We start from the raw sequence: 23,286 nt of genomic DNA, 5'->3' as shown, positions 1-23,286 counted from the left end.
GAAATCCGCTTGCGCCACCGGACCCGTCCTGTCGGTTGAAGCCGAGCGGTTCCTCGTCGAATGGAGGCAGGTGCTTGCTACGGAAAATACCGGGCGATCGCCCCCTTCTTGCCGTCGGCGTAGGGCTTCAGCCATTTGTCGTCGATGGAAATCCCGTCATCGTCGGAAGGTCCCTTGCCGATCGTCCTGCGCCAGGCGCGGAACTTGTAGTGGTCGAACACGTCGAGCATATGCACCGCATAGGCGGCGGCGAAGGTCTTGTCGCCCTCCACGATCACCATGTTCTCGTCATTCTCGTAGGAAGCCTTGTAACCGAGATTGTGGCTGCCGGTGACGACCGTGGCATTGTCCTCCATCGGATCGATGATGACGATCTTGTCGTGTACGATCGCATGGCCGACGGTCAGTACTTCCGCCTGGAAATCGCGGGCGATCGTGGCGCCGGTCAGGTTTGCCGCCCGCACGATGGAGACGTTTGGCATCTCCCAGACCTTCTCCGGAAAGACGAAGGGCGACTTGCCGTCCTTGTTCGACTTGTGGGTGACCGGATCCTTGGTCGGCGCGACATAGTTGGGCATCGCGGTTTCGTCGCTGATCGCGCCTTGCACGATCAAATTCGGATCGGCCTTGGCTGCCGCGACGGCCTGGTCGACGATCGAGTTTTCGCCGAGCAGCGACGGATTGAACACCAGGAACAGCACCGCGCGCTTCGCCGCCTTGATGCGGGCGAAGACATCGTCGAGGTCGACCGGCCGCACCGAGATGTCCTTCTTGTTGCGGTCGGGATCGTTGGGCGAGAACCAGACCGTCATGCCGTCCAGCGTCGCCGTGACGCCGTTCAGCGGATTGCGCAGGTGGTTTTCCCTACGAAACGGCACGCCTTGCGTCTGCACGACGTGGCCGGCGGCGCTTTCCGAGGCCGGCGGCGGGAACACGTCGGCCTTCATGCGCTGCCAATAGGCGTCGAAGATCTCGGCCATCGCCGGATCGTCGCGGATGAAGGCGTTGTTGGACTGTCCGCAAATGCCCGTCGACGTCCAGTTGGTGCTGCCGGTCATCACCGCTTGCGGCTTGCCTTGGCCATCGCGGTAGACGGCGAACTTGTTGTGGCCGATATGGTTGTTGTTGAACAGGCGGTCACTCACCACGACGCCCGCGTCGTGCAAGCGCTTCCTGTACGGCGCGTTGCCGGCGTCCCAGGCCTTGGTCTGGTCGTCCCTGCCCGAATTGGCAAGAATGACCTCGACGACATCCTTGGCTGCGACGATCGCGTCGCACAGTTCGTCGTCGCCAAGCTCGTAGAGCGCTAGCCTGACGGTGCCGCCTTCGGACTTGGCCCGTTTCAGCAGACTGGTCAGCACATCAGGCACATCGCCATGCAGATAGGCGCGTATCTTGCTGGTCGGATCCTGCAGCACCGCCTTGATCTTGTCGCGCTGCCCGACCTTGATGCCGGCCTCTTGCAGCGCATGCGACATCCATTGCGTCGACAGCACGCCGTTGGTGAAGGCAACTCGCGCCTTGCCGAACATCTGCCCGAGAAAGATCGGCGGGCTGACCGCACCCTGGCCGAGATAACCGAGCGGACGCGCCGGCCCGGTGTAGGCGGGTTTGCCATCGACGACCTGGTCGGGGCGCACCGGCACAGGGTCGAGGCCCAGCTTCATGTCGCCGACCGGCCGCACCCGGTAGGCGATCATTTCACCCTCCGGCCTGACGTCGATGCTGTCGCGCCGACGCCGCACAGTGAGATCGCGCCAGAATGTCTTCTGCACCGGCCAGACGCCGGTATCCTGGGGAATCCACCGTGGATTGCGTTGGCCCTTGAAAGGCACCCAGGAGGCCAGGCAACGTTCCTCGCCAGTGTCGGGATAGATGCGCACGATCTCGAAGCCGAGGCAGCCAGGGATCATGCCGTCTATATCCCAGGAAAGGAACGCGACTTCGTTGTTTGTCGCGGCGCGCACTTTGACGACGTCAGGCATGGCTTTCCCTCCAGAGACGTTCGGCGCGCCAATATAGCAGAAGTAAAAGACGGATGTGTAACGCGTTTCACTTAGCGTCGATCCGGCCGCTGGTCCCAGGCCAGCGCATCGCCGCGATCGGGGCGATATTCTTGCCGTGCAACTGCCGTTCCGGCATGTCGCTTCCCTCGCCCTAGTGGTCGCCGCCTCCGCAACGACCGGCGGGTCGCCGGTCCATTATGCCGCCCGCTACCGCATCGTACGAGGACCATCATGACCGCCGCCCTACAACCTGCAGAACCGGCATTGGCCACCGACCGCGCCCGTCGTGGCGGCCGCGCCGGAAAGCGCGCCGGCGGTTCGGCCGCGTTCGAACAGCCGGCTTTCCGCCAGTTGAAGAACCCGCTCGCACCGACCAGGCTGGTTTCGGACGACGAGTTGGAATCGATCCATCTCGCCTCCTTGCGCGTATTGAGGGAAATCGGCGTCGACGTTCTGCATGACGAGGCCCGGCGCATCATGAAGGCGCATGGCGCCGACGTGCGCGACGGCAGCGAACGGGTTCGCTTCGACAGCGACATGATCCTCGAGCTGGTATCGCACTGCCCGTCGGAGTTCACCATCCACTCGCGCAACCCGGCGCACAATGTGCGCTTCGGCGGCAACAATCTGATCATCTCGATGATGGCGTCGGCGCCCAACTGTTCCGACATCGACCGCGGCCGCCGGCCCGGCAACCAGCAGGACTACCGCAACTTCCTCAAGCTCGCGCAGATGCACAACATCCTGAACTGCACCGGCGGCTATCCGGTGGAGCCGACCGATATCCATCCGTCGGTCCGGCACCTGGAGTGCGTCCGCGACCTCGCCACGCTGACCGACAAGGTGTTTCACATCTACTCGCTCGGCAAGGAGCGCAATGTCGACGGCATCGAGATCGCCAGGATCGCGCGCGGCATCAGCCACGAGCACTTGCTCGAGGAGCCGTCGGTCTTCACCATCATCAACACCAATTCGCCGCTCAAGCTCGATGTGCCGATGATGGAAGGCATCATCCAGATGTCGAGCAAGGGCCAGGTCGTCGTCGTCACGCCGTTCACCCTTTCGGGGGCCATGGCGCCGGTGACGATCGCCGGCGCGCTGGTGCAGCAGAACGCCGAAGCGCTGTCCGGCATCGCCTTTGCCCAGATGGTGCGCAAGGGTGCGCCCGTCGGCTATGGCGGCTTCACCTCCAATGTCGACATGAAGTCCGGTTCACCGGCCTTCGGTACGCCGGAGTACATGAAGGCGCAGTTGGTCGGTGGTCAGCTTGCCCGCCGCTACAACATCCCCTACCGCACCTCCAACACCTGCGCCGCCAACACGGTCGATGCGCAGGCGGCCTACGAAAGCGTGTTCTCGCTGTGGGGTGCCATCCAGGGCGGTGGCAATCTGATGATGCACGCGGCCGGCTGGCTCGAGGGCGGCCTGCGCTGCTCCTACGAGAAGACCATTTTGGACATCGACCTGCTGCAGATGGTGGCGGAGTTCCTGACCCCGCTCGACCTGTCCGAAGAAGCGCTCGGCTTCGACGCCATCCAGTCAGTCGGCCCCGGCGGCCATTTCTTCGGCACCCAGCACACGCAGGACCGCTACAAGACCGCCTTCTACTCGCCGATCCTCTCCGACTGGCGCAATTTCGAAACCTGGGCGGAAGCCGGCTCGCCGACAGCGCTGGAAAAGGCCAACAAGGTGTGGAAGGAGCGGCTGGCGTCCTACGAAGAGCCCTATATGGACCCGGCCATTCGCGAGGAACTCAACGCCTTCGTCGAAAAGCGCCGGTCCGAGGGCGGTGCGCCGACCGACTTTTGATCCTTGCTTTGATGAACAATCGACCCCCACTCCGTCGAGCTTCGCTCGACACCTCTCCCCCGATCGACGGGGTAGAGGAAGGGCGCGAAATTATTCCAGCTGGCGCCCTTCCTCTCCCTCCGGAGGGGGGAGAGGTGGCGCTGCGAAGCAGCGACGGAGTGGGGGAAGCCATTCGTGAAACGCGCAGTCGCCGCAAAACGGGCACCACCCAGCGAGCACGAAAACTCAGGCAAGCAGGCAATCAGGCCGAAGCATTGCTTTGGCTTGAACTAAAGGCGCGCAAGCTTGGCAGCCATCGCTTTACGCGTCAGTTCTCCATCGGCCCCTTTTTTGCAGACTTCGCCTGCCGCGAAAAATGGCTTGTTGTTGAAGTCGATGGACACCAGCATGCCGGCAGTTCATATGACCGCCGCCGCGACGATTTCATGCGCACCCAAGGCTATTCGATCCTGCGTCTTTGGAGCCATGACGTCCTGAAACATCGTACTTCCGTCTGTGAAACCATCCTTGCCGCGCTTGACGGCAAGCTGACCGAAAACATCGCTGTATCCGACCTCCGCTTTGTTTTCACGCCGCGCTCATTCGATTCAATCTCTCCAAAAACGGACCTATCTTGATGAAATCTCATGTAAAAGCGGTTGTCATCGGCGGCGGCGTCGTCGGCTGCTCGGTTCTCTACCATCTGGCCAAGGCTGGCTGGACCGACATCATGCTGATCGAGCGCTCGGAGCTTACCTCCGGCTCGTCCTGGCACGCGGCCGGCGGCTTCCACACCCTGAACGGCGACCCCAACGTTGCCAAGCTACAGGCCTATACGGTCCAACTCTACAAGGAGATCGAGGAGATTTCCGGCCAGTCCTGCTCGCTGCACCTGACCGGCGGCGTGATGATGGCGGACACGCCGGAGCGCATGGACTTCCTGCGGCTCGCCCACGCCAAGGGCCGCTATCTCGGCATGGACACCGAGTTGATCACCCCGTCCGAAGCCAAGGCGATGTTCCCACTGATGGACGAGACCAATTTCGTCGGCGCCATGTGGGATCCGGTCGAGGGCCATCTTGATCCGTCCGGCACGACGATCGCTTATTCCAAGGCGGCCAAGAAGCTCGGTGCCGAGATCGTGCTGCGCAACCGCGTCGTCGAGCTGACGCAAGAGGTCGATGGCACCTGGAACGTCGTCACCGAACAGGGCACGGTTCATGCCGAGCACGTGGTGAACTGTGGCGGCCTGTGGGCGCGCGAGATCGGCCGCATGGTCGGCGTCGAACTGCCGGTGCTGGCCATGGAGCACATGTACCTGCTCACAGAGCCAATGCCGGAGGTCGAGGAATTCAACAAGTCGACCGGCCGCGAGATGATCGGCGTCCTTGACTTCAAGGGCGAGATCTACACCCGCCAGGAGCGCAACGGCATCCTGCTCGGCACCTATGAAAAGGCATGCAAGCCGTGGTCGCCGGTCAATACGCCGTGGGATTTCGGCCATGAATTGCTCGCCCCCGACCTCGACCGCATTGCGCCGTCGCTGGAGATCGGCTTCAAGCATTTCCCCGGCATCGAGAAGGCCGGTATCAAGCAGATCATCAACGGCCCCTTCACCTTCGCGCTCGACGGCAACCCGCTGGTCGGCCCGGTGCAGGGCCTGACCAATTTCTGGTGCGCCTGCGCCGTCATGGCCGGTTTCAGCCAGGGTGGCGGCGTCGGTCTGGCGCTGTCGAACTGGATGGTCCATGGCGATCCCGGCTTCGACGTCTGGGGCATGGACGTCGCCCGCTTCGGCGAATGGGCCGGCCTGCGCTACACCAACGCCAAGGTGCGCGAAAACTATTCGCGCCGCTTCTCCATCCGCTTCCCCAATGAGGAACTGCCGGCCGCACGCCCGGCGCAGACGACGCCGCTCTACGACACGATGCTGGCCAACAACGCCGTCATGGGCGACAGCTGGGGTCTCGAAACCCCGCTCTGGTTCGCGCCGAAGGGCAAGGAGCCGAAGGACATCGTCTCCTTCCACCGCTCCAACGACTTTGGGCCGATCGGCGAGGAAGTGCGCGCCACGCGCGAGCGCGTCGGGGTCACCGAGATCGCCAACTTCGCCAAATACGAAGTGTCCGGACCAGGGGCGGAGGATTTCCTCAACCGGCTGATGACCAACCGCATGCCGAAGACCGGCCGCATCGTGCTGACGCCTATGATCAACGAATTTGGCAAGCTGATCGGCGACTTCACCATCGCCAAGGCCGGCGAGGACCGGTTCATGATCTGGGGCTCGTCGGCGGCGCAGAAATATCACATGCGCTGGTTCGAGAAGCATCTGCCTATGGACGGTTCCGTGCGCATCCACCGTTTCGACCAGACGCTGGTCGGTCTGTCGATCGCCGGGCCTAAGTCCCGCGACCTCTTGCAGAAGCTCGTCGATGTCGACATCTCGACAAAAGCCTTCCGCTTCATGGATTTCCGCGAGATGGCGGTCGGCGGTGCGCCCTGTTTGGTCAATCGCATCACCTACACCGGTGATCTCGGCTACGAGATCTGGATGGCGCCGGCCTACCAGCGCCTTGTCTATAAGGCGATCAAGGATGCCGGCAAGGAGTTCGGCCTTGTCGATTTCGGCATGCGCGCTTTGCTGTCGATGCGCCTGGAAAAGAACTTCCCGACCTGGTTTCGCGAGTTGCGGCCGATCTACGGACCGTTCGAAGGCGCGATGGATCGCTTCATCAAGCTCGAGAAGAACGATTTCATCGGCCGCGAGGCTGCCGCCAAGGAACAGGCCGAGGGGCCAAAACTGCGCCGTGTCTCCTTCATCGTCGATGCCGCCGACGCCGATGTGATGGGCGACGAGCCGATCTGGGCCAAGGTCTCCAAGGACTATGGCACGGTGGAAAAGCCGCATGGCTACGGCGCGCCGCGCTTCGACGATGGCGGCGAGGAAATACGCGGCTCCAAGGCAGCTGAAGGCGCTTCGGCCGTGCGCGGCATCGTTGACGGCGACTGGCGCGTGGTCGGCTGGGTGACATCAGGCGGCTATGCGCACTATGTGCAGAAGTCGATGGCGCAGGGTTACGTCCCGGCAGCACTCGCCGAGGACGAAAGTGCCGGGCTGTTCGAGATCGAGATCTTGGGACACCGGCGCCCGGCCCGCATCAACGTCGAAGCGCCTTTCGACCCGAGTGGCGAGAAGATGCGGACCTGAGGTTCGGTCATGGACAGCGCGGGGCCGAAGGGCAGCTTTGGCCGCCATCGCAAGATCATGCCGTTCGAGCCTGGCTCGATCGAGGCGCTGCGCGACGCTTCCCGCCAGAAGGCGGCGTCGCTCAACCAGCATGTGCTGGGCTATGGCGCGCAGGCGGAAGCTGAATGGGCGGCGGCAGGTATTGCCGCTCCCGATCTGCCGACGATGCGCCGATACCGGCTGGACCGCATCCGCGCCGACTTGAAGCGCCGCGACTATGCCGGCGCCCTGCTCTACGACCCGGTCAACATCCGCTACGCCACCGATTCCACCAACATGCAGCTGTGGGTGGCGCACAACCCGACACGGCATTGTTTCGTCGCCACCGACGGGCCGGTGGTGCTGTTCGATTATTTTTCCTGCGAGCACCTGTCCGACCATTCCGGCGTCGTCGACGAGGTGCGGCCCGCTGTCTCATGGATGTATCTCTATGGTGGCGAACTGACCGAACAAAAAGTCCGCCGCTGGGCCGCCGGCATTGCCGATCTGGTCAGGGAACATGGCGGCGGCAACAGCCGCATCGCGGTCGATCACATCAACCCGGAAGGCGTCGAGGAACTCGCCCGTCTGGGTGTGACGATCGGCAATGGCGAAGCGGTGATGGAAAATGCGCGGCTGATCAAATCATCGGACGAGATTCTCGCCATGCGCCGCGCCATCGTCGCTTGCGAGGCGGCGATGGGCGAGATGGAGCAGGCTCTGCAGCCTGGCATTTCCGAGAACGAGCTATGGGCCGAACTGCATCGCGGCAACATTGCGCGTGGTGGCGAATGGATCGAGACGCGGCTGCTGACGTCAGGCCCGCGGACCAACCCGTGGTTCCAGGAATGCTCGTCGCGCAGAATCGAAGCCGGCGACCTGGTCGCCTTCGACACCGACCTGATCGGTCCCTACGGCTTCTGCGCCGACCTGTCGCGCACCTGGCTGTGCGGCGATGAAAAGCCGACCAATGAACAACGCGACATGTTCCGCATCGCCGCCGATCAGATCGATCACAACACGCAATTGATGCAGCCGGGCACCTCGTTCCGTGACCTTGTCGAACGCTCAGCGGTACCGCCCGGAGACTGTTTTCCGACGCGTTACGGCGTTCTCTATCACGGCGTCGGCCTGGCCGACGAATACCCGACCTTGCCGCATGCCAGCGACTGGACCCCCGACACCCCGGACGGCGTGCTCGAGCCAGGCATGGTGCTGTGCGTGGAAAGCTATATCGGTCGGCTGGGTGGACGCGAGGGCGTCAAGATCGAAGAGCAGATCCTCATCACCGCGACCGGAAACGAAAAACTTTCAACCTACCCGTTGGATGCGAGGCTGCTCGGCTAATCCCGCAAGTGCCTCGCGCATCGCCCTGACCGTCTTTTCCGGTGTCGTTGCGGCGGTGATGAACGGCAGGCCTTTGCGCCGTCCCGTCCAGCCGACGACCTTCACCGCTTGCGCCGCCGGCTCGAAACGCTGCGCCAGCGCCCAGCTTCCGCAGTCGATCGCCGCGACATCCGCCTTGCCTTCGGCCACAGCGACGATCGAGTCGCGATGGCCGCCGCTTTCGCTGCGCGTCGAGAATATATCCAGGTCTTCGCGGGCCGCTTGCAGATCGCGCGTCAGCGCAATGATGCCCGACATGGAATCAAGGCTGTTGAAGGTGAAGCGCTTGCCGTGGATCAGATCGAGCGGGATGAGAGCGCGGCCGTCCGCAGGCGATCGAACCTCCGGCCCCTCGCCCGACCGCATCACCAGCGCGCTCGAATAGAATTCGCCCTGCCCGCCTTCACAGGCGTCGTAGCTCGGCTGGCCGACCACCTGAACGTGTTTGGACAGGCCGAGTTCCATTGGCCCCCAGCAGGTCTGCGCGAACAGCAGCGCCGGATGCAGCCAAAGCCTGTGAAAGTCGAGTTCGTCCGGCGGCAATGTCGCAGGGTCCGGCGCAATCAGTTTTCCCTGGGCATCATGAATGCCACCCGGCACCGGCGGCAGGTCGCCATTGCGGCGCACGATCGCCTGCGGCGCGTCGATACCCCTCCGCCGGAAGGCGTCGCGCAAGCGCGCCCATTGGGCGTCGACCTCGTCGCGCGCTTCGGGCCAGTCATACATCGGCAACGCCGCAACCAATTCGCTCATGCCGGGATCTGACCGTTATGTCTCGGATTGAAGGGGACCGACCGCAGCCAGTCTAGCAGGCGCGCCCACTCGCCGCAAAACTCATTCCTTGGGCGGCTCGGCGGGAACCGGCGCGGTGCCGAGCCCATTGATGTTGCGCGCCCTGATGCGAGGTTTGAACGCCCTGCCCGGCTCCGGCGCGCGCCGCAGCACCGGGTGCACGATCGGCTCCTTCGCCTTGAAGGCATAGGCTCTGATCAGCGCGAAATAGTTCGGATAGGCGTAGCCATTGTTCATCCGCAGCCATTCGTCGCGACGGTCGCGGAACAGTTTCGGCAGCCGGTACCACGCCACGGTCGGGCTCTTGTGGTGGACGAAATGCAGATTGTTGTTGAGGAACAGGAACGACAGCGGCGAGCGCTCGACGATCACCGTGCGACCTTCCGGGTGCTCGGACCATTGATGCTCGGCGAAGGTGCGGATCGAGATCAGCGACTGGCCGAGCCAGACCGGCACCAGGACGTAGAGCCACAGCGGGATGCCGAAACCGACCTGGACGATGGGCATCACGATGGCGAGGCCGATCGCATGCAGCAGCCACGCCCTGCGGATCGCCTTGTCGCCGGCGATCATGTGCTTGGCGTCGTCGATGAAGAAGCCGACGCAGGACAGCCAGGGGCCGAGCACGAAACGGCCAGCCATGGTGTTGTTGATCTTGAGCAGGAATTTCATCGTCGGCGGCAAGTCGTCATGCTGCCAGAGCGCCTGGTAGTAGCTCTCGGGATCGTCCAGCGGATCGGTCAGCCGCTCGTCGGCATGGTGGCGCAAATGAATGGTCTTGAAGCGGCGGAACGGCCAGACGAGACCGATCGGCAGGAATACGAAGGCCTCATTGATCCGCGCATTGCGCGTTGGATGACCGTGCAGCACCTCGTGCATGATCGACGATTGCAATGCGGCGGTGAAGGCCAGGACGGCGAGCGCGGAGATCGGGTAGGATGGCCAGAGCAGGATGCCGGTCGCGAACCATGTTGCGTAGCAGAAGAATGCGAGAACCACGGTCGGCCATTCGATGGCCGGTACGCTACGCTGTCTGATGCTCATGCTAGTCATGCTATCGACCACTGTCCCTCAGTCGCCGGAACCCCAACTGGTTCCTGACATCATTGTGTCAGGAGAAGCGATTCCACTCAACGAGACAAAGTGTACAAAATGTTGCGATTGCGCATTTTTGACAGCACATGTTACACATTGTAAACAAACTTGGGGATTCATTTACGCCTGAGTCGTTCATTTGGCTGCTTTGGCGCAAATTTTTCCTCCTGATTCGCGGAGCGAAGTGATGGACAAACGAGATCTGTCAGCAATCTTTCGGGAGCGTCTGAAGCTGCTCCTGACAAGATCCGATCTCAACCAGTCATCGTTCGCGACCGCGGTCGGCATCGATCGGTCGGCCCTGTCGCAACTGCTGTCCGGCGCCTCGACACGCCTGCCCCGGGCGGAAACCCTGCTCAATATCGCTGCCGAGTTCAAAGTGTCGCTGGACTGGCTGCTTGGCCTCAGCCAGGACGAGGGTGTCACCGGTGAGATCCGCGAGAGCCTGGAGATCGAGGAAGCGCGCGACGGCTTCGACCGCACGCTGCTGGCAAAGTGGTTCGCCGAGGCGGCCGGTACCAAGATCCGCTATGTGCCGGCAGGCATCCCCGATCTTCTGCGAACACACGCGCTCGTCGACTATGAAGCCAACATCACCAACAGGAGCCGTCAGACGCAAGCCAACGAAACCCAATACCGCATCGACTACAACCGGCGGCCGGAAACCGACATGGAAGTCTGCATGCCGCGCCATACGCTGGAGATCTTCGCCCGCGGCCTGGGCGTGTGGGACCGTTTTCCGGAGGCCGACCGCCGACAGCAACTCGCCCATATGGCAACGCTGCTTGACGATCTCTACCCGACCTTCCGCTTGTTTCTGTATGACGGCCGCATGCGCTATTCCATTCCCCTCACCATCTTCGGCCCCTATCGGGCGGCTATCTATGTCGGCGACATGTATGTGGTGCTGAACGCCACCCAGCCGGTCCAGGCCTTGACCCAGCATTTCGACAATCTGATCCGTGCCGCCGACGTCAACCCGCACGAAGCCGCCGCCTTCGCGCGCAATCTGTCAGATATGTCCTTCGCATCAGGCCCTGCCTGATTGTCGGCAATCTGCGTCATTCAACCCGACGCCCGGCCGTCGACATCGCCAGTCAATCGCGGCAAAATCATTGACTGCACATAAAGACTTCTTTATATCCTTATTCGAATTCGAAACATGAAAGCCGATCCGATGACGACGACCAACCCGATCGATGCGCTGCTGGCTGAAAAGGGCGTGCTGTTGGCCGATGGCGCCACCGGTACCAACCTGTTCGCCATGGGGCTGGAGGCTGGCGAAGCGCCGGAGCTCTTGAACGAGACGGCCCCCGACACCATCACCAGTCTGCACCAGAATTTCGTCGATGCCGGCGCCGACATCATCCTCACCAATTCCTTCGGTGGCACCCGTCACCGGCTGAAGCTGCACCATGCGCAGGACCGTGCGCATGCGCTGAACAAGCGCGCCGCCGAGATTGCCCGTGCCGTTGCCGACAAGGCCGGCCGCAAGGTGATCGTCGCCGGCTCGGTCGGCCCGACCGGTGAATTGCTGGTGCCGCTTGGCGCCATGACGTATGACGAGGCCGTCGATGCCTTCGCCGAACAGATCGAGGGTCTCAAGGCCGGCGGTGCCGAAGTCGCGTGGATCGAGACGATGTCGGCTCCCGACGAGATCCGCGCCGCTGCCGAAGCTGCCATCCGCGTCGGCCTGCCCTATACCTATACCGGTTCCTTCGACACCGCGGGCCGCACCATGATGGGCCTGCTGCCGAAGGACATCCACGGCGTCGTCGACGGCTTGTCGCAAGCGCCGCTCGGCGTCGGTGCCAACTGTGGTGTCGGCGCGTCCGACATCCTTGCATCGCTGCTCGATATGACCGAGGCGAAGCCGGAGGCGACTGTGATCGTCAAGGGCAATTGCGGCATTCCCGAATTCCGCGGCACCGAGATCCATTATTCCGGCACGCCGGACCTGATGGCCGATTATGTCAGGCTCGCCGTCGATGCCGGTGCGAAAATCGTCGGCGGCTGCTGCGGCACCTCGTTCCAGCACCTTGCCGCCATGCGCAAGGCACTCGACGGGCACACAAAGGCTGATCGTCCGACTGTTGGCGCGATTGTCGAGCGCATCGGTCCGATGCGCAACAAGGTGGCGACGGAAAACACCGCCGAAACCAGCGAAGCCCGCCGCGAGCGTCGCCGCAGCCGGGCCTGACCTTATCGTTTCTGGTTATTCGCTGTTGTCGGCGTAGCTCGACTGCGCCGACTTGAAATCAGTGCCGGCGCCGGCTGCCGTATCGCCGCGCATCGTCATCAGCGCGCCCGATGCGCTGGGGTCGGAGATCTGCTCCAGCATGACGCGAAAGCGGTCATTGTTCAGCGCCGATATGGCGGTGTGACGCGCTTGGGCGACGTCGTCGCTGATGCGCCTGGATTCCGCCGACGGCGTGGACGAAGCCGATCCTAGTGCCGGCATATCTCGGGTTATCGAGTTCGCAACAGTCCTGATCAGCAATTCCGGCTCCCTCAAGCCCAAACATCAGCCTGTTCGTAGCGAGAGGAAATTGCGATCATCTACCGGAAATCCAACGCAATTTAACAATCCGCAAAAAAAGGCCGGCAAGGGAATAAATCCCTCGCCGGCCTGCCTCACCCGCCCGTGGGTCGGTTTCCCGTATCAGAACGATCCCATCTGAAAGAAACCGGCCGTCATCACCACTACCGATTTCCGCCCAGCGCCGAGGCAAGGCGCACAAGCGAGAGGAACTCGGACCTGTACCCAAACGGGTCGGCTCCTCGAGCGGCAGTGGCAATCTCCATGATCTTGTCGTAACCGAACTTCGCGGTTGCATCCTCGTCGCGCAGCTTCTGGCCGAAGGCCGCGACTGCCACGGAGAAGCGCTGGTCGGTGCCCGCCTCGTCGAACGACGCCACCTCGTTGGCCGAAGTCACCGGGGTGGTGATCAGCTTCGAGACCTCCTCGTTGGGCAGCTTGTAGCGGATCTTGACGAAGGCATATTCGCCCGAATTGGCGACGCCCCCATTGTCCACCGACGCCTGGCCGTAGCGCAGCGGATCGATCTGCTCGCCACCGCTGCCCTTCGGCGTGATCTCGTAGATCGCGGTGACCGAATGGCCCGAACCGATATCGCCGGCATCGACGCGGTCATTGTTGAAATCCTCGCGGTTGAGCGCCCGGGTCTCGTAGCCGATCAGCCGATATTCGGAGACCTTGTTCGGGTTGAACTCGACCTGGATCTTCACATCCTTGGCGATGGTGAACAGCGTCGAGGAGGCATCCTCGACCAGCACCTTCTCGGCCTCGGCGAGCGTGTCGATATAGGCGGCCGTGCCGTTGCCGTTCTGGGCGATGGTCTGCATCATCTGGTCGTTCAGATTGCCGCGGCCAAAGCCGAACACCGACAGGAAGACACCGGTCTTGCGCTCGCTCTCGATCAACCGCTTCAGGTCGTCGTCATCAGTCTGGCCAACGTTGAAGTCGCCATCGGTGGCGAGCATCACCCGGTTGACGCCGTCCTTGACGAAGGATTGCTGGGCAAGCCTGTAGGCTTCCTTGATGCCCGCCTCGCCGGCCGTCGAGCCGCCGGGCTGCAGATTGTCGATGGCATTGAGGATCTTGTCCTTCTCGGCAACTTTTGTCGGCATCAGCACGGTGCCGGCCTCACCGGCATAGGTCACGATCGAGATCGTGTCGTCTGCCTTCAATTTGCCGACCAGAAGCCGGAAAGCCGACTTGAGCAGCGGCAGCTTGTCCGGCTCGTCCATCGAGCCCGAGACGTCGATCAGGAAGACCAGATTGGCTTTCGGCTGCTCGGTCGGCTTGACGTCAAAACCCTTGATGGCGACATGCATCAGCTTGGTGTGCGTGTTCCACGGTGTAGGCATGACGCTGACCGTCGAGTTGAACGGCGTCGTGGCGGAGTCCGGGCCCTTCCAGTCATAAGGGAAGTAGTTGATCATCTCCTCGACGCGGACCGTATCGGCCTGCGGCACGAACCCTTCCTTCAGCGAACGCCGCACGAAGGAATAGGAAGCCGTGTCGACATCGATCGAGAAGGTCGAGACCGGATCCTCAAGCGCGGCATGCACCGGATTGGTCTTGAAATCCTCGATGCGGTCGCGGTTCTCCTCTTGCGGCTGAACCTGGTCGGCCGGAGCCATGGCTGGCTGCTGCGCCATCAGCTTGGACTCGGCCGGCGCGAGACTCCGCGACTTGCTGGGCGCGCTTACAGTGCCGTCCACCGCAAATTCACCTGTCGGGGCCGGTGCCGGGGGTGCACTATTCATTGCCACACTTCCGGCGCCAGTAGCATCCTGTCGGGGAGCGCCCGTCGCCGCCTCCTTCTGTGCGCCGCCGATAGCGACGGTCGATTCGGATTTCGGCGGCGAGGCCGGCGCGACAAGCGCATCGGTGGCGTCGCGGCTTTCCACGTCCGCGTCGGCCTTCTTGTCTTTCTCCAGTTCGGTGCGGGCCGGCTTGAGCTCGTTGGTCGTCTGCTTCACCGTCGCAGGCTTGTCGGCCAGCGTTTCGGTGATCTTCTCGTCGCCGCCGAATTTCGGCGGCTGTTCCCTCAGCATGTGGAAGGTGGCGTATCCGGCGATCGGCAGGGCGACGAGCCCGGCAAGGGCCGGCGCGGCAATGAGTTTCTTTTGCATGATCTCGCTCCAGAGCTTTTGTGCTCGCTCTGTGAGACGAAGCCCGCCAACCGATCCTTGGGTCGCGGTCGAAATATTTTCCTGGTCATAGGCGCGCATGGCGGCTTCGAAGGCACGAGCCTTCGCGCTCTCGCCCGGCGCCGGCGCCGCGATGTCGCGCAGTCTGTTGAGTTCGTTGTCGTCGACCATGGTCACACTTCCCCGGCCGAGCGCATTAGCGTCTTCAGCCGTTTCTTCGCTTCATGGATGTGCCAGGAAACCGTCGCCTCCGAGATCGCCATCGCCTCAGCGGCAGCCGCATGGCTCAAGCCCTCGCCGTAAACAAGCAGCACGGCGTCGCGCTGCTTGTCCGGCAGTTGCCGCACCGCCGCCCACAAGGCCTCGGCCGGGCCTTCCGGCTCTGCCGAAGCCTCGCCCGAGATCAGCGCGTGAACGCCGTAGGCCTCCGTCTTTGCCATATCGCGGGCGGACTTGCGCATCATGTCGCGCGCGGCGTTCAGGGTCACGGAGTAAAGCCATGTCGTGAAGGCGCCGCCGCCGCGATAGTCGCGGATAGCCCGGCCGAGCCGGACGCAGACTTCCTGGGCGATGTCTTCGGCATCGGCTTTCTTGCCGCACCAGCGATAGGCGGCGCGATAGACGAAGTCATAGTGCCTTTCCAGCAATTTGCTGAAGGCCGCCCTGTCTCCGCCCTTCGCCCGCCCGATCAGTTCGGCGTCGGAGGCTTCGCTCTCATCCAGCATCATCGCCATCATTTGCCTGTTGGACGAAGGCTAATGGCGATTCCTTGGGGCAATGGAAAGATTTTTTTGGAAACGGACAGATCGTGGCCTTCGATGCCCCGCTTGACACATACATATCCCAGCGGTTATACGTCAATCAATAGCCGCCGAGTTATCGATCCCAATGACGAATGCTCACGATGTCCTTTTCAGAACGCTCTCCGATCCGACGCGTCGGGCCATCTTCGAGCGCCTGTGCCGGGAAGGCGAGCAGACGGTCGGCGCTCTGACGGCTCAGTCGGGGGTCTCGCAACCAGCCGTATCAAAGCACCTCGGCGTGCTCAGGCATGCCGGGCTGGTGCGCGACCGCCATGAGGGACGGCAGACCCATTACAGCGCCCAACTCGGCGCACTTGCACCGCTGACAGACTGGACGAACCAGATGAACGCATTCTGGCAGAGCCGGTTCGACGACCTCGAAAATCTGCTCAATAGAATGGACCAATGACCAACATTGCGACCGAAACGCGCTCCGTCGTTGTCGAAAGAGAGATACCTCATCCGCCGGAAAAGATCTGGCGCGCGCTCACCCAACCGCATTTGATTGAGGAGTGGCTGATGAAGAATGATTTCAAGCCAGTAGCGGGTCATCGTTTCAATCTGCGAAAGGACCCGCAGCCTGACGTGAGCATCGTCGTTGACTGTCAGGTAACCGCAATCGAGCCGAACAAGACACTGTCCTACACCTGGCAGGCCTATGGCCTCGAGAGTGTCGTCACATGGACTCTCATGCCGACCAGCACGGGCACTCGATTGCGCATGGAGCAGTCCGGCTTCCGGCCGGATCAGGAGCAGGCATACCGGGGTGCGACGAGTGGGTGGCGGCAGTACTTTGCAAACCTGGCTGAGGTCCTGGCGCGAATGGATTGAAACCCGCTGAGCGGATCACTGGGTCCGCTTCGGCTCGTTTTTAACGGGAGGTCTCATTGGATTGGAACAAGTGGGTTCGGCAAATTCATCGCTGGCTGTCGATCATCTTTACGCTGACCGTCATCGCCAACTTCGTTGCCATGGCATTGGGGCAGCCGCCCGCCTGGATCGTCTACTCGCCGCTCCTGCCGCTCTTCTTGCTGCTGTTCAGCGGCTTGTACATGTTCGTGCTGCCATATGCCGCCAAGAGCTCGCAGCGTGCGGGCGGATAGGGAATGGCCAAGCCGCGGGAGCAGTCGACCAAGATCGCAGCCAAGGCCGCACCGGTTCTGCTGTCCGGCGGCAACCCACAAATCGCGAAGGGGGACGGCGACACGCCGGTGCAGGCCTATATCGCTGCAATGCCGGGCTGGAAACACGGCCTCGGCAAGCGCCTCGATGCACTCATCGTGCGCAATGTGCCTGATGTACGCAAAGCCGTGAGATGGAATTCGCCGTTCTACGGCATCGAGGGCCAAGGCTGGTTCGTGACGTTCCATGTCCTGACCCACTACGTGAAGGTGACTTTTTTCAGCGGCATGTCGTTGCGGCCGGTCCCGCCGGGCGGCACGGCGAAAAGCAGGGACGCACGCTGGATCGACATCCGCGAACACGACGCGTTAGACGAGGCGCAGATGGCGGACTGGGTGAAGCAGGCCGCCGCCCTGCCCGGCTGGATCCCGTAGCCGCGCCAGCGGATTGATTGAAGCCTGCCAGCACAATTCAAACCACGCCCTTCCGACAGGGCGGACAGAGGAGAAATAGCGATGAAGATCAAGCTGACCAGCGTCTATGTGGACGACCAGGAAAACGCCCTGCGCTTCTATACTGAAGTGCTCGGCCTCACCAAGAAGGCCGACTTCAGCAATGGACCCTATCGCTGGCTGACCGTGGCTTCGGCCCAAGAGCCCGATGGAACCGAGCTGCAACTCGCGCTCAACGACAACCCGGCCACCAAGGCCTATCAGCAAGCCATATTCAAGCAGGGCCAGCCCGCGGTCATGTTCTTCACCGACGACGTGAAGGGCGACTACGAGCGCATCAAGGCGAGCGGCGGCGAGTTCACCATGCCGCCGACCGAGGTGACCGGCTCGACGATCGCCCAGTTGAACGACACCTGCGGCAACCTCGTCCAGATCACCCAGCTGGCGCGCTGGTAAAGCGCGGCAATGAAGCGCGTCGTGGCAGAGGAAGGCACCCGATGACTCCATCGCAACAGATCGACCAGCTGATCGCGGGCCTCACGGACTGGCGTGGCAAGACGTTCGCCAGCGTCCGCAAGACCATTCTTGAAGCGAATGGCGAGATCATCGAGGAATGGAAGTGGATGGGAAGCCCGGTGTGGTCCCGCGACGGAATGATCGCCGTCGGCAACGCCCACAAGGACAAGGTGAAACTGACCTTTTCCCACGGCGCAAGCCTGCCGGATCCCGGCAAGCTCTTCAACGCGGGTTTGGACGGCAAGGTGTGGCGTGCGATCGACCTTTTCGAGGGCGATGAGCTCGATGAGCGCGCGCTGAAAGACCTCGTCCGGGCCGCCATCGACTACAACCAGGCCAAAAAGAAGAAGAAAGCGTTGGCGAAGGCACGGAAGTAGCATCGTCGCCATTTTTGGTGCTTTAGGCTGCCTGCCCCGCGACCCAGCCCGACGACCACGCCCACTGGAAATTATAGCCGCCCAGCCAGCCTGTGACATCGACGACTTCGCCGATGAAAAACAGGCCCGGCACGGATCTCGCCTGCATCGTCTTCTGGTCGAGCCCGTTGGTGTCGACCCCGCCCAACGTCACTTCAGCGGTACGGTAGCCCTCCGAACCGGCCGGCTTGATGCGCCAGTCATTGACCGCCACAGCGATGGTCTTGGTCTGGGCGTCCGAAAGATCGGCGAGGTTGCCGTCGATCCCGGTGCGCTCGGCGATCGACTGCGCAAGCCGTTTCGGCAGATGATTTGCCAGCACGGTCTGCACGGCTTGCCGCCCGTTGCCGCGTTTGGCGGTACGAATGAGGTCCGCTACGTCGACCCCCGGCAGCATGGCGATACGGATTTCGTCACCCTCGCGCCAATAGGACGATATCTGCAGGATGGACGGTCCGCTGACGCCGCGATGCGTGAACAGCATCGCTTCCGAAAACCGTGTCTTGCCACAGGTGACTTCCGCTTCGACGGCATTGCCGGCCAGGGGCGACAGCCGCTCAAGCGTTTTTGCGTCGAAGGTCAGCGGCACCAGCGCCGGCCGCGTTTCGACAATGGCAAGGCCAAACTGTTCGGCAAGCTCGTAGCCGAAGCCCGTCGCTCCCATCTTGGGGATCGACTTGCCGCCGCACGCCACGACCAGGGACTGGCAAGTGACTTTACCGGTGGAGAGGGTGAGCACAAATCCTTCCAGGGTTTTGCGGACATCCGCGACCTCGGTCGACAGTACCAGTTCCACGCCCCTGCCACGCATTTCCGCGACCAGCATGTCGATGATCTGGCGTGCGGAGCCGTCGCAGAACAACTGCCCCAGTGTCTTTTCGTGATAGGCGATGCGGTGGCGTTCGACGAGCGCGATGAAATCGCGCTGCGTGTAGCGGCTGAGCGCCGAGATGCAGAAATGCGGATTGCCCGAGAGAAAGTTCTTCGGGCTGGCATGGATGTTGGTGAAATTGCACCGGCCACCGCCGGAGATGCGGATTTTTTCGCCAGGCATCGCCGTGTGATCGAGGATCAGCACCGAACGGCCGCGCTTGGCCGTCTCAACGGCGCACATCATTCCGGCGGCACCCGCGCCGATGATCACGACATCATAGGATTGCATCAGGCTAAATCGTTCCCGCTGACGGCGCCGTTGTAGCTGGCCGCGCCATCGTGCAGTCTCTACCCGTTCGGTGTGACCGCAGGCAACGTCCCGATCAGTTTTAGATCAGCGTCTCGGCAAAGAGCGTCGTCAATCGCTTCCAGTGACGTTCGGCACCCGCGGCATCGAAGACGCTATGGTCGGGCACGCACCAGCCATGCGCCATGCCGACATAGTTCTCGATGACATGGTCGACTTCCGCCACCCGCAACGCCTCGGCAAGCCGTGCCGACTGCTCCGGCGGGAAACTTCTGTCGACACCGGACGTGCCGACATACACACGCGCCTTGATCGAGGCAGCCTTGCGATGCGGGCTGTCGGCGGCATCGCTGGCCAGATTGCCGCCATGGAAGCTGGCGGCTGCTTTTATCTGCTCGGGATAGGTCGCAGCGGCGTTCAATGCCCGTGCGCCGCCCATGCAATAGCCCACCGTCCCGATCGGTCCGGTAACACCCTCGGCAGCCAGCGCATCGAGGAATGCGCCGCCGTCGCTAATGGTCATCTCCTGCGTGGTGCCGGTGACCAGCGCCATCAGCGCTGTCTTGGTCCTTTCCTCGGTAAAGGCGGTCTTGACGTCGAACGGCCCGTAGGGCGCATTGCGGTAGAACAGATCCGGCACCAGTACCGCATAGCCTTCGCCCGCCAACCGTTCCGCCATGCCATCGAGGGCCGCGCGCGGCCCGAACGCATCCATATACAGGATGATGCCGGCCTTGGCCGGGGACGCGTTTGCGGCGCGGAAAAGTCCTGCCCTGGCAACGCCATCCCTGGTCTTGATCTGAAGGTCTTGTTTCGTCATCGCCTGCTCCGTTCGTCAGATGCGCGATACATATCCGCGCGAGCCGCCAGGGCAAGGCGTTCCCTGAACCCGGCAGTCAACATTTCGTGCAGGATCGCGTGACGACTACAGACCTGCGAATGCCGCCATATGAAAGGCCTGGACCTCCGGTGGATAGCGATAGGCCGTGCCGTACGGACAGGCGTAGCGGTCGAGGCAGCCACCGCTGCGGCACGGTCCGCCATTCGCCCCCCGCACATGCGCCAGGCAGGATTGGTAGGCGAAACCTTGTGCGGAATAAGCGTCGACCGGACAGGACTTCAGGCAAGGTTTTTCCACACATGCATCGCAAAGGTGGAGCGGCGTCTCAACGGCTTGAAGCGGAAGTTCTTGCTCGAACAGCAACGCACCGCGATAGGCGTGCCACAGCCCATAGTGCGGATGCATGAGGATGCCGAGCGGTGACGGCTTCAGCCCCTCCGCCCGCATCGCCCATTGCTGGAACGGCAGATAGGGCTTGTCGGACGGTGAAATGGCCCTCGCCCCGAATACCTCCGCCACCGCCCCGATCACTTCACGCGACCAGGTGTCGAGCGGATTGGCGATGGTCCGCGATTGCTTTTCCCGCCAGCGCAGGAAATGCGGCCAGGACGCGGCACCCGCCTGCCCCACAAGCAGGACGGACTTGGCTGGAGCGCCTGACTGGCCCGGCGGGGGCGCATCGCCCAGCGCAAAATTGAAGCCGCCACGAAGAACAAGGCCGTTGGCGAAAAGCGCCGCAGCGATACGGTCAAAGCTGCCGGCAGGCGCAATCATTCCTTTTTGACCGGATCGGAGAACGCACTCCGCCAGACTTCCTTGTGGATGATGTTGGCGACTTTAGCCCCGCCTGACTCGGGCTCCTTTCAAGTGAAGGCGTCGGGCATCGACCCCTTCTTCTTGGCGATGAAGTCCTTCAAAGCTTCGTCGGTGCTCGGATCGAGATAAGGCGCCTCATAGCTTTCGAGCCAGCGGCGGGCGAGTTCGTTGGCGCGCTGCGGTGCGGTCTTCTCGCCCTCGGCAAGCCACTGTTCGTAGGAATTGTTGTCGGCGATGTTGGAGCGGTAGAAGGCGGTCTGGAAATTGGCCTGGGTGTGGTCGCAACCGAGATAATGGCTGCCCGGGCCGACCTGGCGGATGGCATCCATCGCCTGGCCGTTTTCCGACAGATCGACGCCCTCGGAGAACTTCTGAGTCATGCCGAGCTGGTCGATGTCCATCATGAATTTTTCATAGCAGGAGGCGAGCCCGCCCTCGAGCCAGCCAGCCGAATGCAGCACGAAGTTGGTGCCGGCCAGGATGGTCGAGTTCAGCGTGTTGGCGCTTTCGTAGGCCGCCTGAGCATCCGGAACCTTGGATGCGCAGAGCGAGCCGCCGGTACGGAACGGCAGGCCGAGGCGACGTGCGAGCTGTGCGGCGCCATAGGACACCAGCGACGGCTCCGGCGTGCCGAAGGTCGGCGCGCCCGATTGCATCGAGATCGACGAGGCGAAGGTGCCGAACAGCACCGGCGCGCCCGGCCGGATCAGCTGGGTGAACGACGCGCCGGCCAGCACCTCTGCCAGAACCTGCGTCAGCGTGCCGGCGACCGTCACCGGGCTCATTGCGCCGGCAAGGATGAACGGCGTGACGATGCAAGCCTGGTTGTGGCGCGAATAGACTTTCAGCGCGCCGAGCATGGTCTCGTCGAACACCATCGGCGAGTTGGCGTTGATCAGGCTGGTCAGCACCGTGTTGTTTTCGACGAAGTCGTCGCCGAACACGATCTTGGCCATTGCGACGGTGTCCTCGGCACGCTCAGGCGCGGTCACCGAGCCCATGAACGGCTTGTCGGAATATTTGATGTGGCTGTAGATCATGTCGAGATGGCGCTTGTTGACCGGCACATCGACTGGCTCGCACACGGTGCCGCCCGAATGGTGGATCGACGGCGCCATATAGGCGAGCTTCACGAAATTCTGGAAATCCTCGATCGTCGCATAGCGCCTGACGCCGTCGAGATCGCGCACGAAGGGCGGCCCATAGACCGGCGCGAAGACAGTGGCGTTGCCGCCAATCTGCACCGAGCGCTCGGAATTACGGGCGTGCTGGGTGTAGACGGAAGGCGCGGTCTTCAGCAGCGAACGGCAGAGCCCTTTGGGAAAATGCACACGCTCGCCCTTGACGTCGGCGCCGGCTTCTTTCCACAGCTGCAGTGCTTCGGCGTCGTCGCGGAAGATGATGCCGATCTCCTCGAGCACCGTGTCGGTGTTCTTCTCGATCAGTGCCAGGCCTTCCTCGTCCAGCACCTCATAGACGTTGATCTTGCGTTTGATATAGGTGAGCTGGGTGCCGGGGCCGCCGCCCGAACGTGCTGCACGCCGGGCAGCCGCTCCGCCGCTGGCGCCGCGCCCGCGTCGCGCGTTTGACGCTTCCTGATCAACTGCCGCGTGTTCGCTCATGATCGCTCTTCCCTGAATTTGTTCTTGTCCGGAATCCATTGCGGCAGCGTATCGCCGCTTCTTGCCGGATCGTAGCCATGCACCCTATTCGAAACGGCCCGCCAGCGCCAACGCCTGTCGCAAAATCGACAAGAATTCCAAGAGAGTTACGGTCGCTTTCCTTTTGCGGGAAGTCGCAAATCAGCTATGGATACATGCCCTCAGCGGGTTAGGTATGAACGCGAATATTGTGTGCCTTGCGACGCAGTCGCGATGCCGGCAGGAGCTCAATACAAATGTCCGACGACGAGATCATCCTTTCCGAACTTTCCGACGACGAGTTGGTGCAGCAGATGCACGACGATCTCTATGACGGGCTGAAGGAAGAGATCGAGGAAGGCACAAACATCCTGCTCAAGCGCGGCTGGGCGCCTTACAAGGTGCTGACCGAGGCGCTGGTCGAAGGCATGCGCATCGTCGGCGAGGATTTTCGCGACGGCATCCTGTTCGTTCCCGAAGTGCTGTTGTCGGCCAATGCGATGAAGGCCGGCATGTTCATCCTGCGT

The 23,286-nt window shown here is 62.4% G+C and carries 23 protein-coding genes; 13 read left to right on the top strand and 10 right to left on the bottom strand.

From position 1 onward, the window contains the following. Positions 1-77 precede the first annotated feature (77 nt). The gene (locus AC1DZU_RS21110) at positions 78-1,985 is read right to left on the bottom strand and encodes a phospholipase D-like domain-containing protein (RefSeq protein ID WP_477287972.1); all 1,908 of its coding nucleotides are present in this window, start codon (positions 1,983-1,985) and stop codon (positions 78-80) included. Positions 1,986-2,237: 252 nt separating this feature from the next. Here AC1DZU_RS21110 and AC1DZU_RS21105 point away from each other — a divergent pair, with 252 nt between their 5' ends. From AC1DZU_RS21105 to AC1DZU_RS21090, 4 genes are all read left to right on the top strand, one after another. Continuing rightward, complete coding sequence (locus tag AC1DZU_RS21105; RefSeq protein WP_477287970.1) at positions 2,238-3,815, top strand: trimethylamine methyltransferase family protein; 1,578 nt, start codon at positions 2,238-2,240, stop codon at positions 3,813-3,815. Positions 3,816-3,949: 134 nt separating this feature from the next. Then, positions 3,950-4,432, top strand: a complete 483-nt coding sequence (locus AC1DZU_RS21100) for an endonuclease domain-containing protein (RefSeq protein ID WP_477287968.1) — start codon at positions 3,950-3,952, stop codon at positions 4,430-4,432. After that, entirely contained in the window at positions 4,432-7,002 is a 2,571-nt protein-coding gene (locus AC1DZU_RS21095) for a GcvT family protein (RefSeq protein ID WP_477287966.1), read from the top strand. The genes AC1DZU_RS21100 and AC1DZU_RS21095 overlap by 1 nt, the downstream gene beginning before the upstream one ends. A gap of 9 nt (positions 7,003-7,011) precedes the next feature. Then, entirely contained in the window at positions 7,012-8,367 is a 1,356-nt protein-coding gene (locus AC1DZU_RS21090; protein ID WP_477287965.1) for a M24 family metallopeptidase, read from the top strand. On the opposite strand, the gene AC1DZU_RS21085 is transcribed toward AC1DZU_RS21090, so the two are convergent. Then, entirely contained in the window at positions 8,332-9,159 is an 828-nt protein-coding gene (locus AC1DZU_RS21085; RefSeq protein ID WP_477287963.1) for a phosphate/phosphite/phosphonate ABC transporter substrate-binding protein, read from the bottom strand. The genes AC1DZU_RS21090 and AC1DZU_RS21085 overlap by 36 nt on opposite strands. An 81-nt stretch (positions 9,160-9,240) precedes the next feature. Further along, complete coding sequence (locus AC1DZU_RS21080; RefSeq protein ID WP_477287961.1) at positions 9,241-10,251, bottom strand: fatty acid desaturase; 1,011 nt, start codon at positions 10,249-10,251, stop codon at positions 9,241-9,243. A gap of 229 nt (positions 10,252-10,480) precedes the next feature. Between AC1DZU_RS21080 and AC1DZU_RS21075 the strand changes: the two genes are divergently transcribed. Together AC1DZU_RS21075 and bmt are read left to right on the top strand one after the other, a co-directional pair. Further along, entirely contained in the window at positions 10,481-11,338 is an 858-nt protein-coding gene (locus AC1DZU_RS21075) for a helix-turn-helix domain-containing protein (RefSeq protein ID WP_477287959.1), read from the top strand. A 132-nt stretch (positions 11,339-11,470) separates the two neighbouring features. After that, complete coding sequence (gene bmt, locus AC1DZU_RS21070; protein ID WP_477288218.1) at positions 11,471-12,493, top strand: betaine--homocysteine S-methyltransferase; 1,023 nt, start codon at positions 11,471-11,473, stop codon at positions 12,491-12,493. 15 nt (positions 12,494-12,508) lie between these two features. On the opposite strand, the gene AC1DZU_RS21065 is transcribed toward bmt, so the two are convergent. The 3 genes from AC1DZU_RS21065 to AC1DZU_RS21055 all read right to left on the bottom strand — a co-directional run bounded on the left by AC1DZU_RS21065 (position 12,509) and on the right by AC1DZU_RS21055 (position 15,707). Continuing rightward, on the bottom strand, positions 12,509-12,754 hold the full coding sequence (locus AC1DZU_RS21065) for a hypothetical protein (RefSeq protein WP_477287957.1): 246 nt from the start codon (positions 12,752-12,754) through the stop codon (positions 12,509-12,511). Between the two features lie 242 nt (positions 12,755-12,996). Continuing rightward, positions 12,997-15,144, bottom strand: a complete 2,148-nt coding sequence (locus AC1DZU_RS21060) for a vWA domain-containing protein (protein ID WP_477287955.1) — start codon at positions 15,142-15,144, stop codon at positions 12,997-12,999. A gap of 2 nt (positions 15,145-15,146) precedes the next feature. Beyond that, positions 15,147-15,707, bottom strand: a complete 561-nt coding sequence (locus tag AC1DZU_RS21055; RefSeq protein ID WP_477287953.1) for an RNA polymerase sigma factor — start codon at positions 15,705-15,707, stop codon at positions 15,147-15,149. Between the two features lie 154 nt (positions 15,708-15,861). Here AC1DZU_RS21055 and AC1DZU_RS21050 point away from each other — a divergent pair, with 154 nt between their 5' ends. The 6 genes from AC1DZU_RS21050 (at position 15,862) to AC1DZU_RS21025 (ending at position 18,243) form a co-directional block, all read left to right on the top strand. Continuing rightward, positions 15,862-16,185, top strand: coding sequence for an ArsR/SmtB family transcription factor (locus AC1DZU_RS21050; RefSeq protein WP_457154973.1), 324 nt, complete (start codon positions 15,862-15,864; stop codon positions 16,183-16,185). Then, a complete protein-coding gene (locus AC1DZU_RS21045; protein ID WP_477287951.1) occupies positions 16,182-16,607 on the top strand; it encodes an SRPBCC family protein in 426 nt (141 codons plus the stop codon). The genes AC1DZU_RS21050 and AC1DZU_RS21045 overlap by 4 nt, the downstream gene beginning before the upstream one ends. Before the next feature lie 56 nt (positions 16,608-16,663). After that, positions 16,664-16,879, top strand: coding sequence for a hypothetical protein (locus AC1DZU_RS21040; RefSeq protein ID WP_477287949.1), 216 nt, complete (start codon positions 16,664-16,666; stop codon positions 16,877-16,879). Between the two features lie 3 nt (positions 16,880-16,882). After that, positions 16,883-17,332, top strand: a complete 450-nt coding sequence (locus AC1DZU_RS21035; protein WP_477287947.1) for a DUF1801 domain-containing protein — start codon at positions 16,883-16,885, stop codon at positions 17,330-17,332. Between the two features lie 81 nt (positions 17,333-17,413). Further along, a complete protein-coding gene (locus AC1DZU_RS21030; protein WP_477287945.1) occupies positions 17,414-17,806 on the top strand; it encodes a VOC family protein in 393 nt (130 codons plus the stop codon). Between the two features lie 41 nt (positions 17,807-17,847). Next, a complete protein-coding gene (locus AC1DZU_RS21025) occupies positions 17,848-18,243 on the top strand; it encodes a DUF1801 domain-containing protein (RefSeq protein WP_477287943.1) in 396 nt (131 codons plus the stop codon). 22 nt (positions 18,244-18,265) lie between these two features. Here the strand turns inward: AC1DZU_RS21025 and AC1DZU_RS21020 are convergent, their stop codons facing one another. The 4 genes from AC1DZU_RS21020 to AC1DZU_RS21005 all read right to left on the bottom strand — a co-directional run bounded on the left by AC1DZU_RS21020 (position 18,266) and on the right by AC1DZU_RS21005 (position 22,741). After that, complete coding sequence (locus AC1DZU_RS21020) at positions 18,266-19,444, bottom strand: BaiN/RdsA family NAD(P)/FAD-dependent oxidoreductase (RefSeq protein WP_477287941.1); 1,179 nt, start codon at positions 19,442-19,444, stop codon at positions 18,266-18,268. Between the two features lie 100 nt (positions 19,445-19,544). Then, on the bottom strand, positions 19,545-20,282 hold the full coding sequence (locus AC1DZU_RS21015) for a dienelactone hydrolase family protein (RefSeq protein WP_477287939.1): 738 nt from the start codon (positions 20,280-20,282) through the stop codon (positions 19,545-19,547). Between the two features lie 105 nt (positions 20,283-20,387). Continuing rightward, positions 20,388-21,077, bottom strand: coding sequence for a hypothetical protein (locus AC1DZU_RS21010; RefSeq protein WP_477287937.1), 690 nt, complete (start codon positions 21,075-21,077; stop codon positions 20,388-20,390). Between the two features lie 89 nt (positions 21,078-21,166). After that, positions 21,167-22,741: a trimethylamine methyltransferase family protein gene (locus tag AC1DZU_RS21005; RefSeq protein WP_477287935.1), complete on the bottom strand. Its 1,575-nt coding sequence runs from the start codon at positions 22,739-22,741 to the stop codon at positions 21,167-21,169. A gap of 275 nt (positions 22,742-23,016) precedes the next feature. Here AC1DZU_RS21005 and AC1DZU_RS21000 point away from each other — a divergent pair. Further along, positions 23,017-23,286, top strand: a 270-nt coding sequence (locus AC1DZU_RS21000) for a B12-binding domain-containing protein (protein ID WP_477287933.1), incomplete at its 3' end; no start/stop codon positions are given.

Source organism: Mesorhizobium sp. P2_A12 (genome assembly GCF_056405075.1).
Note: the sequence above shows the minus strand (reverse complement) of the source record. Positions and strands in the feature narration are given on the sequence as shown.

Bases quoted from the DNA above. Each gene is read 5' to 3' on its own strand.
- AC1DZU_RS21080 (WP_477287961.1), bottom strand. From the start codon at position 10,251: ATGACTAGCATGAGCATCAGACAGCGTAGCGTACCGGCCATCGAATGG.
- AC1DZU_RS21025 (WP_477287943.1), top strand. From the start codon at position 17,848: ATGACTCCATCGCAACAGATCGACCAGCTGATCGCGGGCCTCACGGAC.
- AC1DZU_RS21110 (WP_477287972.1), bottom strand. From the start codon at position 1,985: ATGCCTGACGTCGTCAAAGTGCGCGCCGCGACAAACAACGAAGTCGCG.
- AC1DZU_RS21050 (WP_457154973.1), top strand. From the start codon at position 15,862: ATGACGAATGCTCACGATGTCCTTTTCAGAACGCTCTCCGATCCGACG.
- AC1DZU_RS21095 (WP_477287966.1), top strand. From the start codon at position 4,432: ATGAAATCTCATGTAAAAGCGGTTGTCATCGGCGGCGGCGTCGTCGGC.
- AC1DZU_RS21030 (WP_477287945.1), top strand. From the start codon at position 17,414: ATGAAGATCAAGCTGACCAGCGTCTATGTGGACGACCAGGAAAACGCC.
- AC1DZU_RS21015 (WP_477287939.1), bottom strand. From the start codon at position 20,282: ATGACGAAACAAGACCTTCAGATCAAGACCAGGGATGGCGTTGCCAGG.
- AC1DZU_RS21045 (WP_477287951.1), top strand. From the start codon at position 16,182: ATGACCAACATTGCGACCGAAACGCGCTCCGTCGTTGTCGAAAGAGAG.
- bmt (WP_477288218.1), top strand. From the start codon at position 11,471: ATGACGACGACCAACCCGATCGATGCGCTGCTGGCTGAAAAGGGCGTG.
- AC1DZU_RS21090 (WP_477287965.1), top strand. From the start codon at position 7,012: ATGGACAGCGCGGGGCCGAAGGGCAGCTTTGGCCGCCATCGCAAGATC.
- AC1DZU_RS21020 (WP_477287941.1), bottom strand. From the start codon at position 19,444: ATGCAATCCTATGATGTCGTGATCATCGGCGCGGGTGCCGCCGGAATG.
- AC1DZU_RS21010 (WP_477287937.1), bottom strand. From the start codon at position 21,077: ATGATTGCGCCTGCCGGCAGCTTTGACCGTATCGCTGCGGCGCTTTTC.
- AC1DZU_RS21105 (WP_477287970.1), top strand. From the start codon at position 2,238: ATGACCGCCGCCCTACAACCTGCAGAACCGGCATTGGCCACCGACCGC.
- AC1DZU_RS21065 (WP_477287957.1), bottom strand. From the start codon at position 12,754: ATGCCGGCACTAGGATCGGCTTCGTCCACGCCGTCGGCGGAATCCAGG.
- AC1DZU_RS21055 (WP_477287953.1), bottom strand. From the start codon at position 15,707: ATGGCGATGATGCTGGATGAGAGCGAAGCCTCCGACGCCGAACTGATC.
- AC1DZU_RS21060 (WP_477287955.1), bottom strand. From the start codon at position 15,144: ATGGTCGACGACAACGAACTCAACAGACTGCGCGACATCGCGGCGCCG.
- AC1DZU_RS21035 (WP_477287947.1), top strand. From the start codon at position 16,883: ATGGCCAAGCCGCGGGAGCAGTCGACCAAGATCGCAGCCAAGGCCGCA.
- AC1DZU_RS21005 (WP_477287935.1), bottom strand. From the start codon at position 22,741: ATGAGCGAACACGCGGCAGTTGATCAGGAAGCGTCAAACGCGCGACGC.
- AC1DZU_RS21075 (WP_477287959.1), top strand. From the start codon at position 10,481: ATGGACAAACGAGATCTGTCAGCAATCTTTCGGGAGCGTCTGAAGCTG.
- AC1DZU_RS21085 (WP_477287963.1), bottom strand. From the start codon at position 9,159: ATGAGCGAATTGGTTGCGGCGTTGCCGATGTATGACTGGCCCGAAGCG.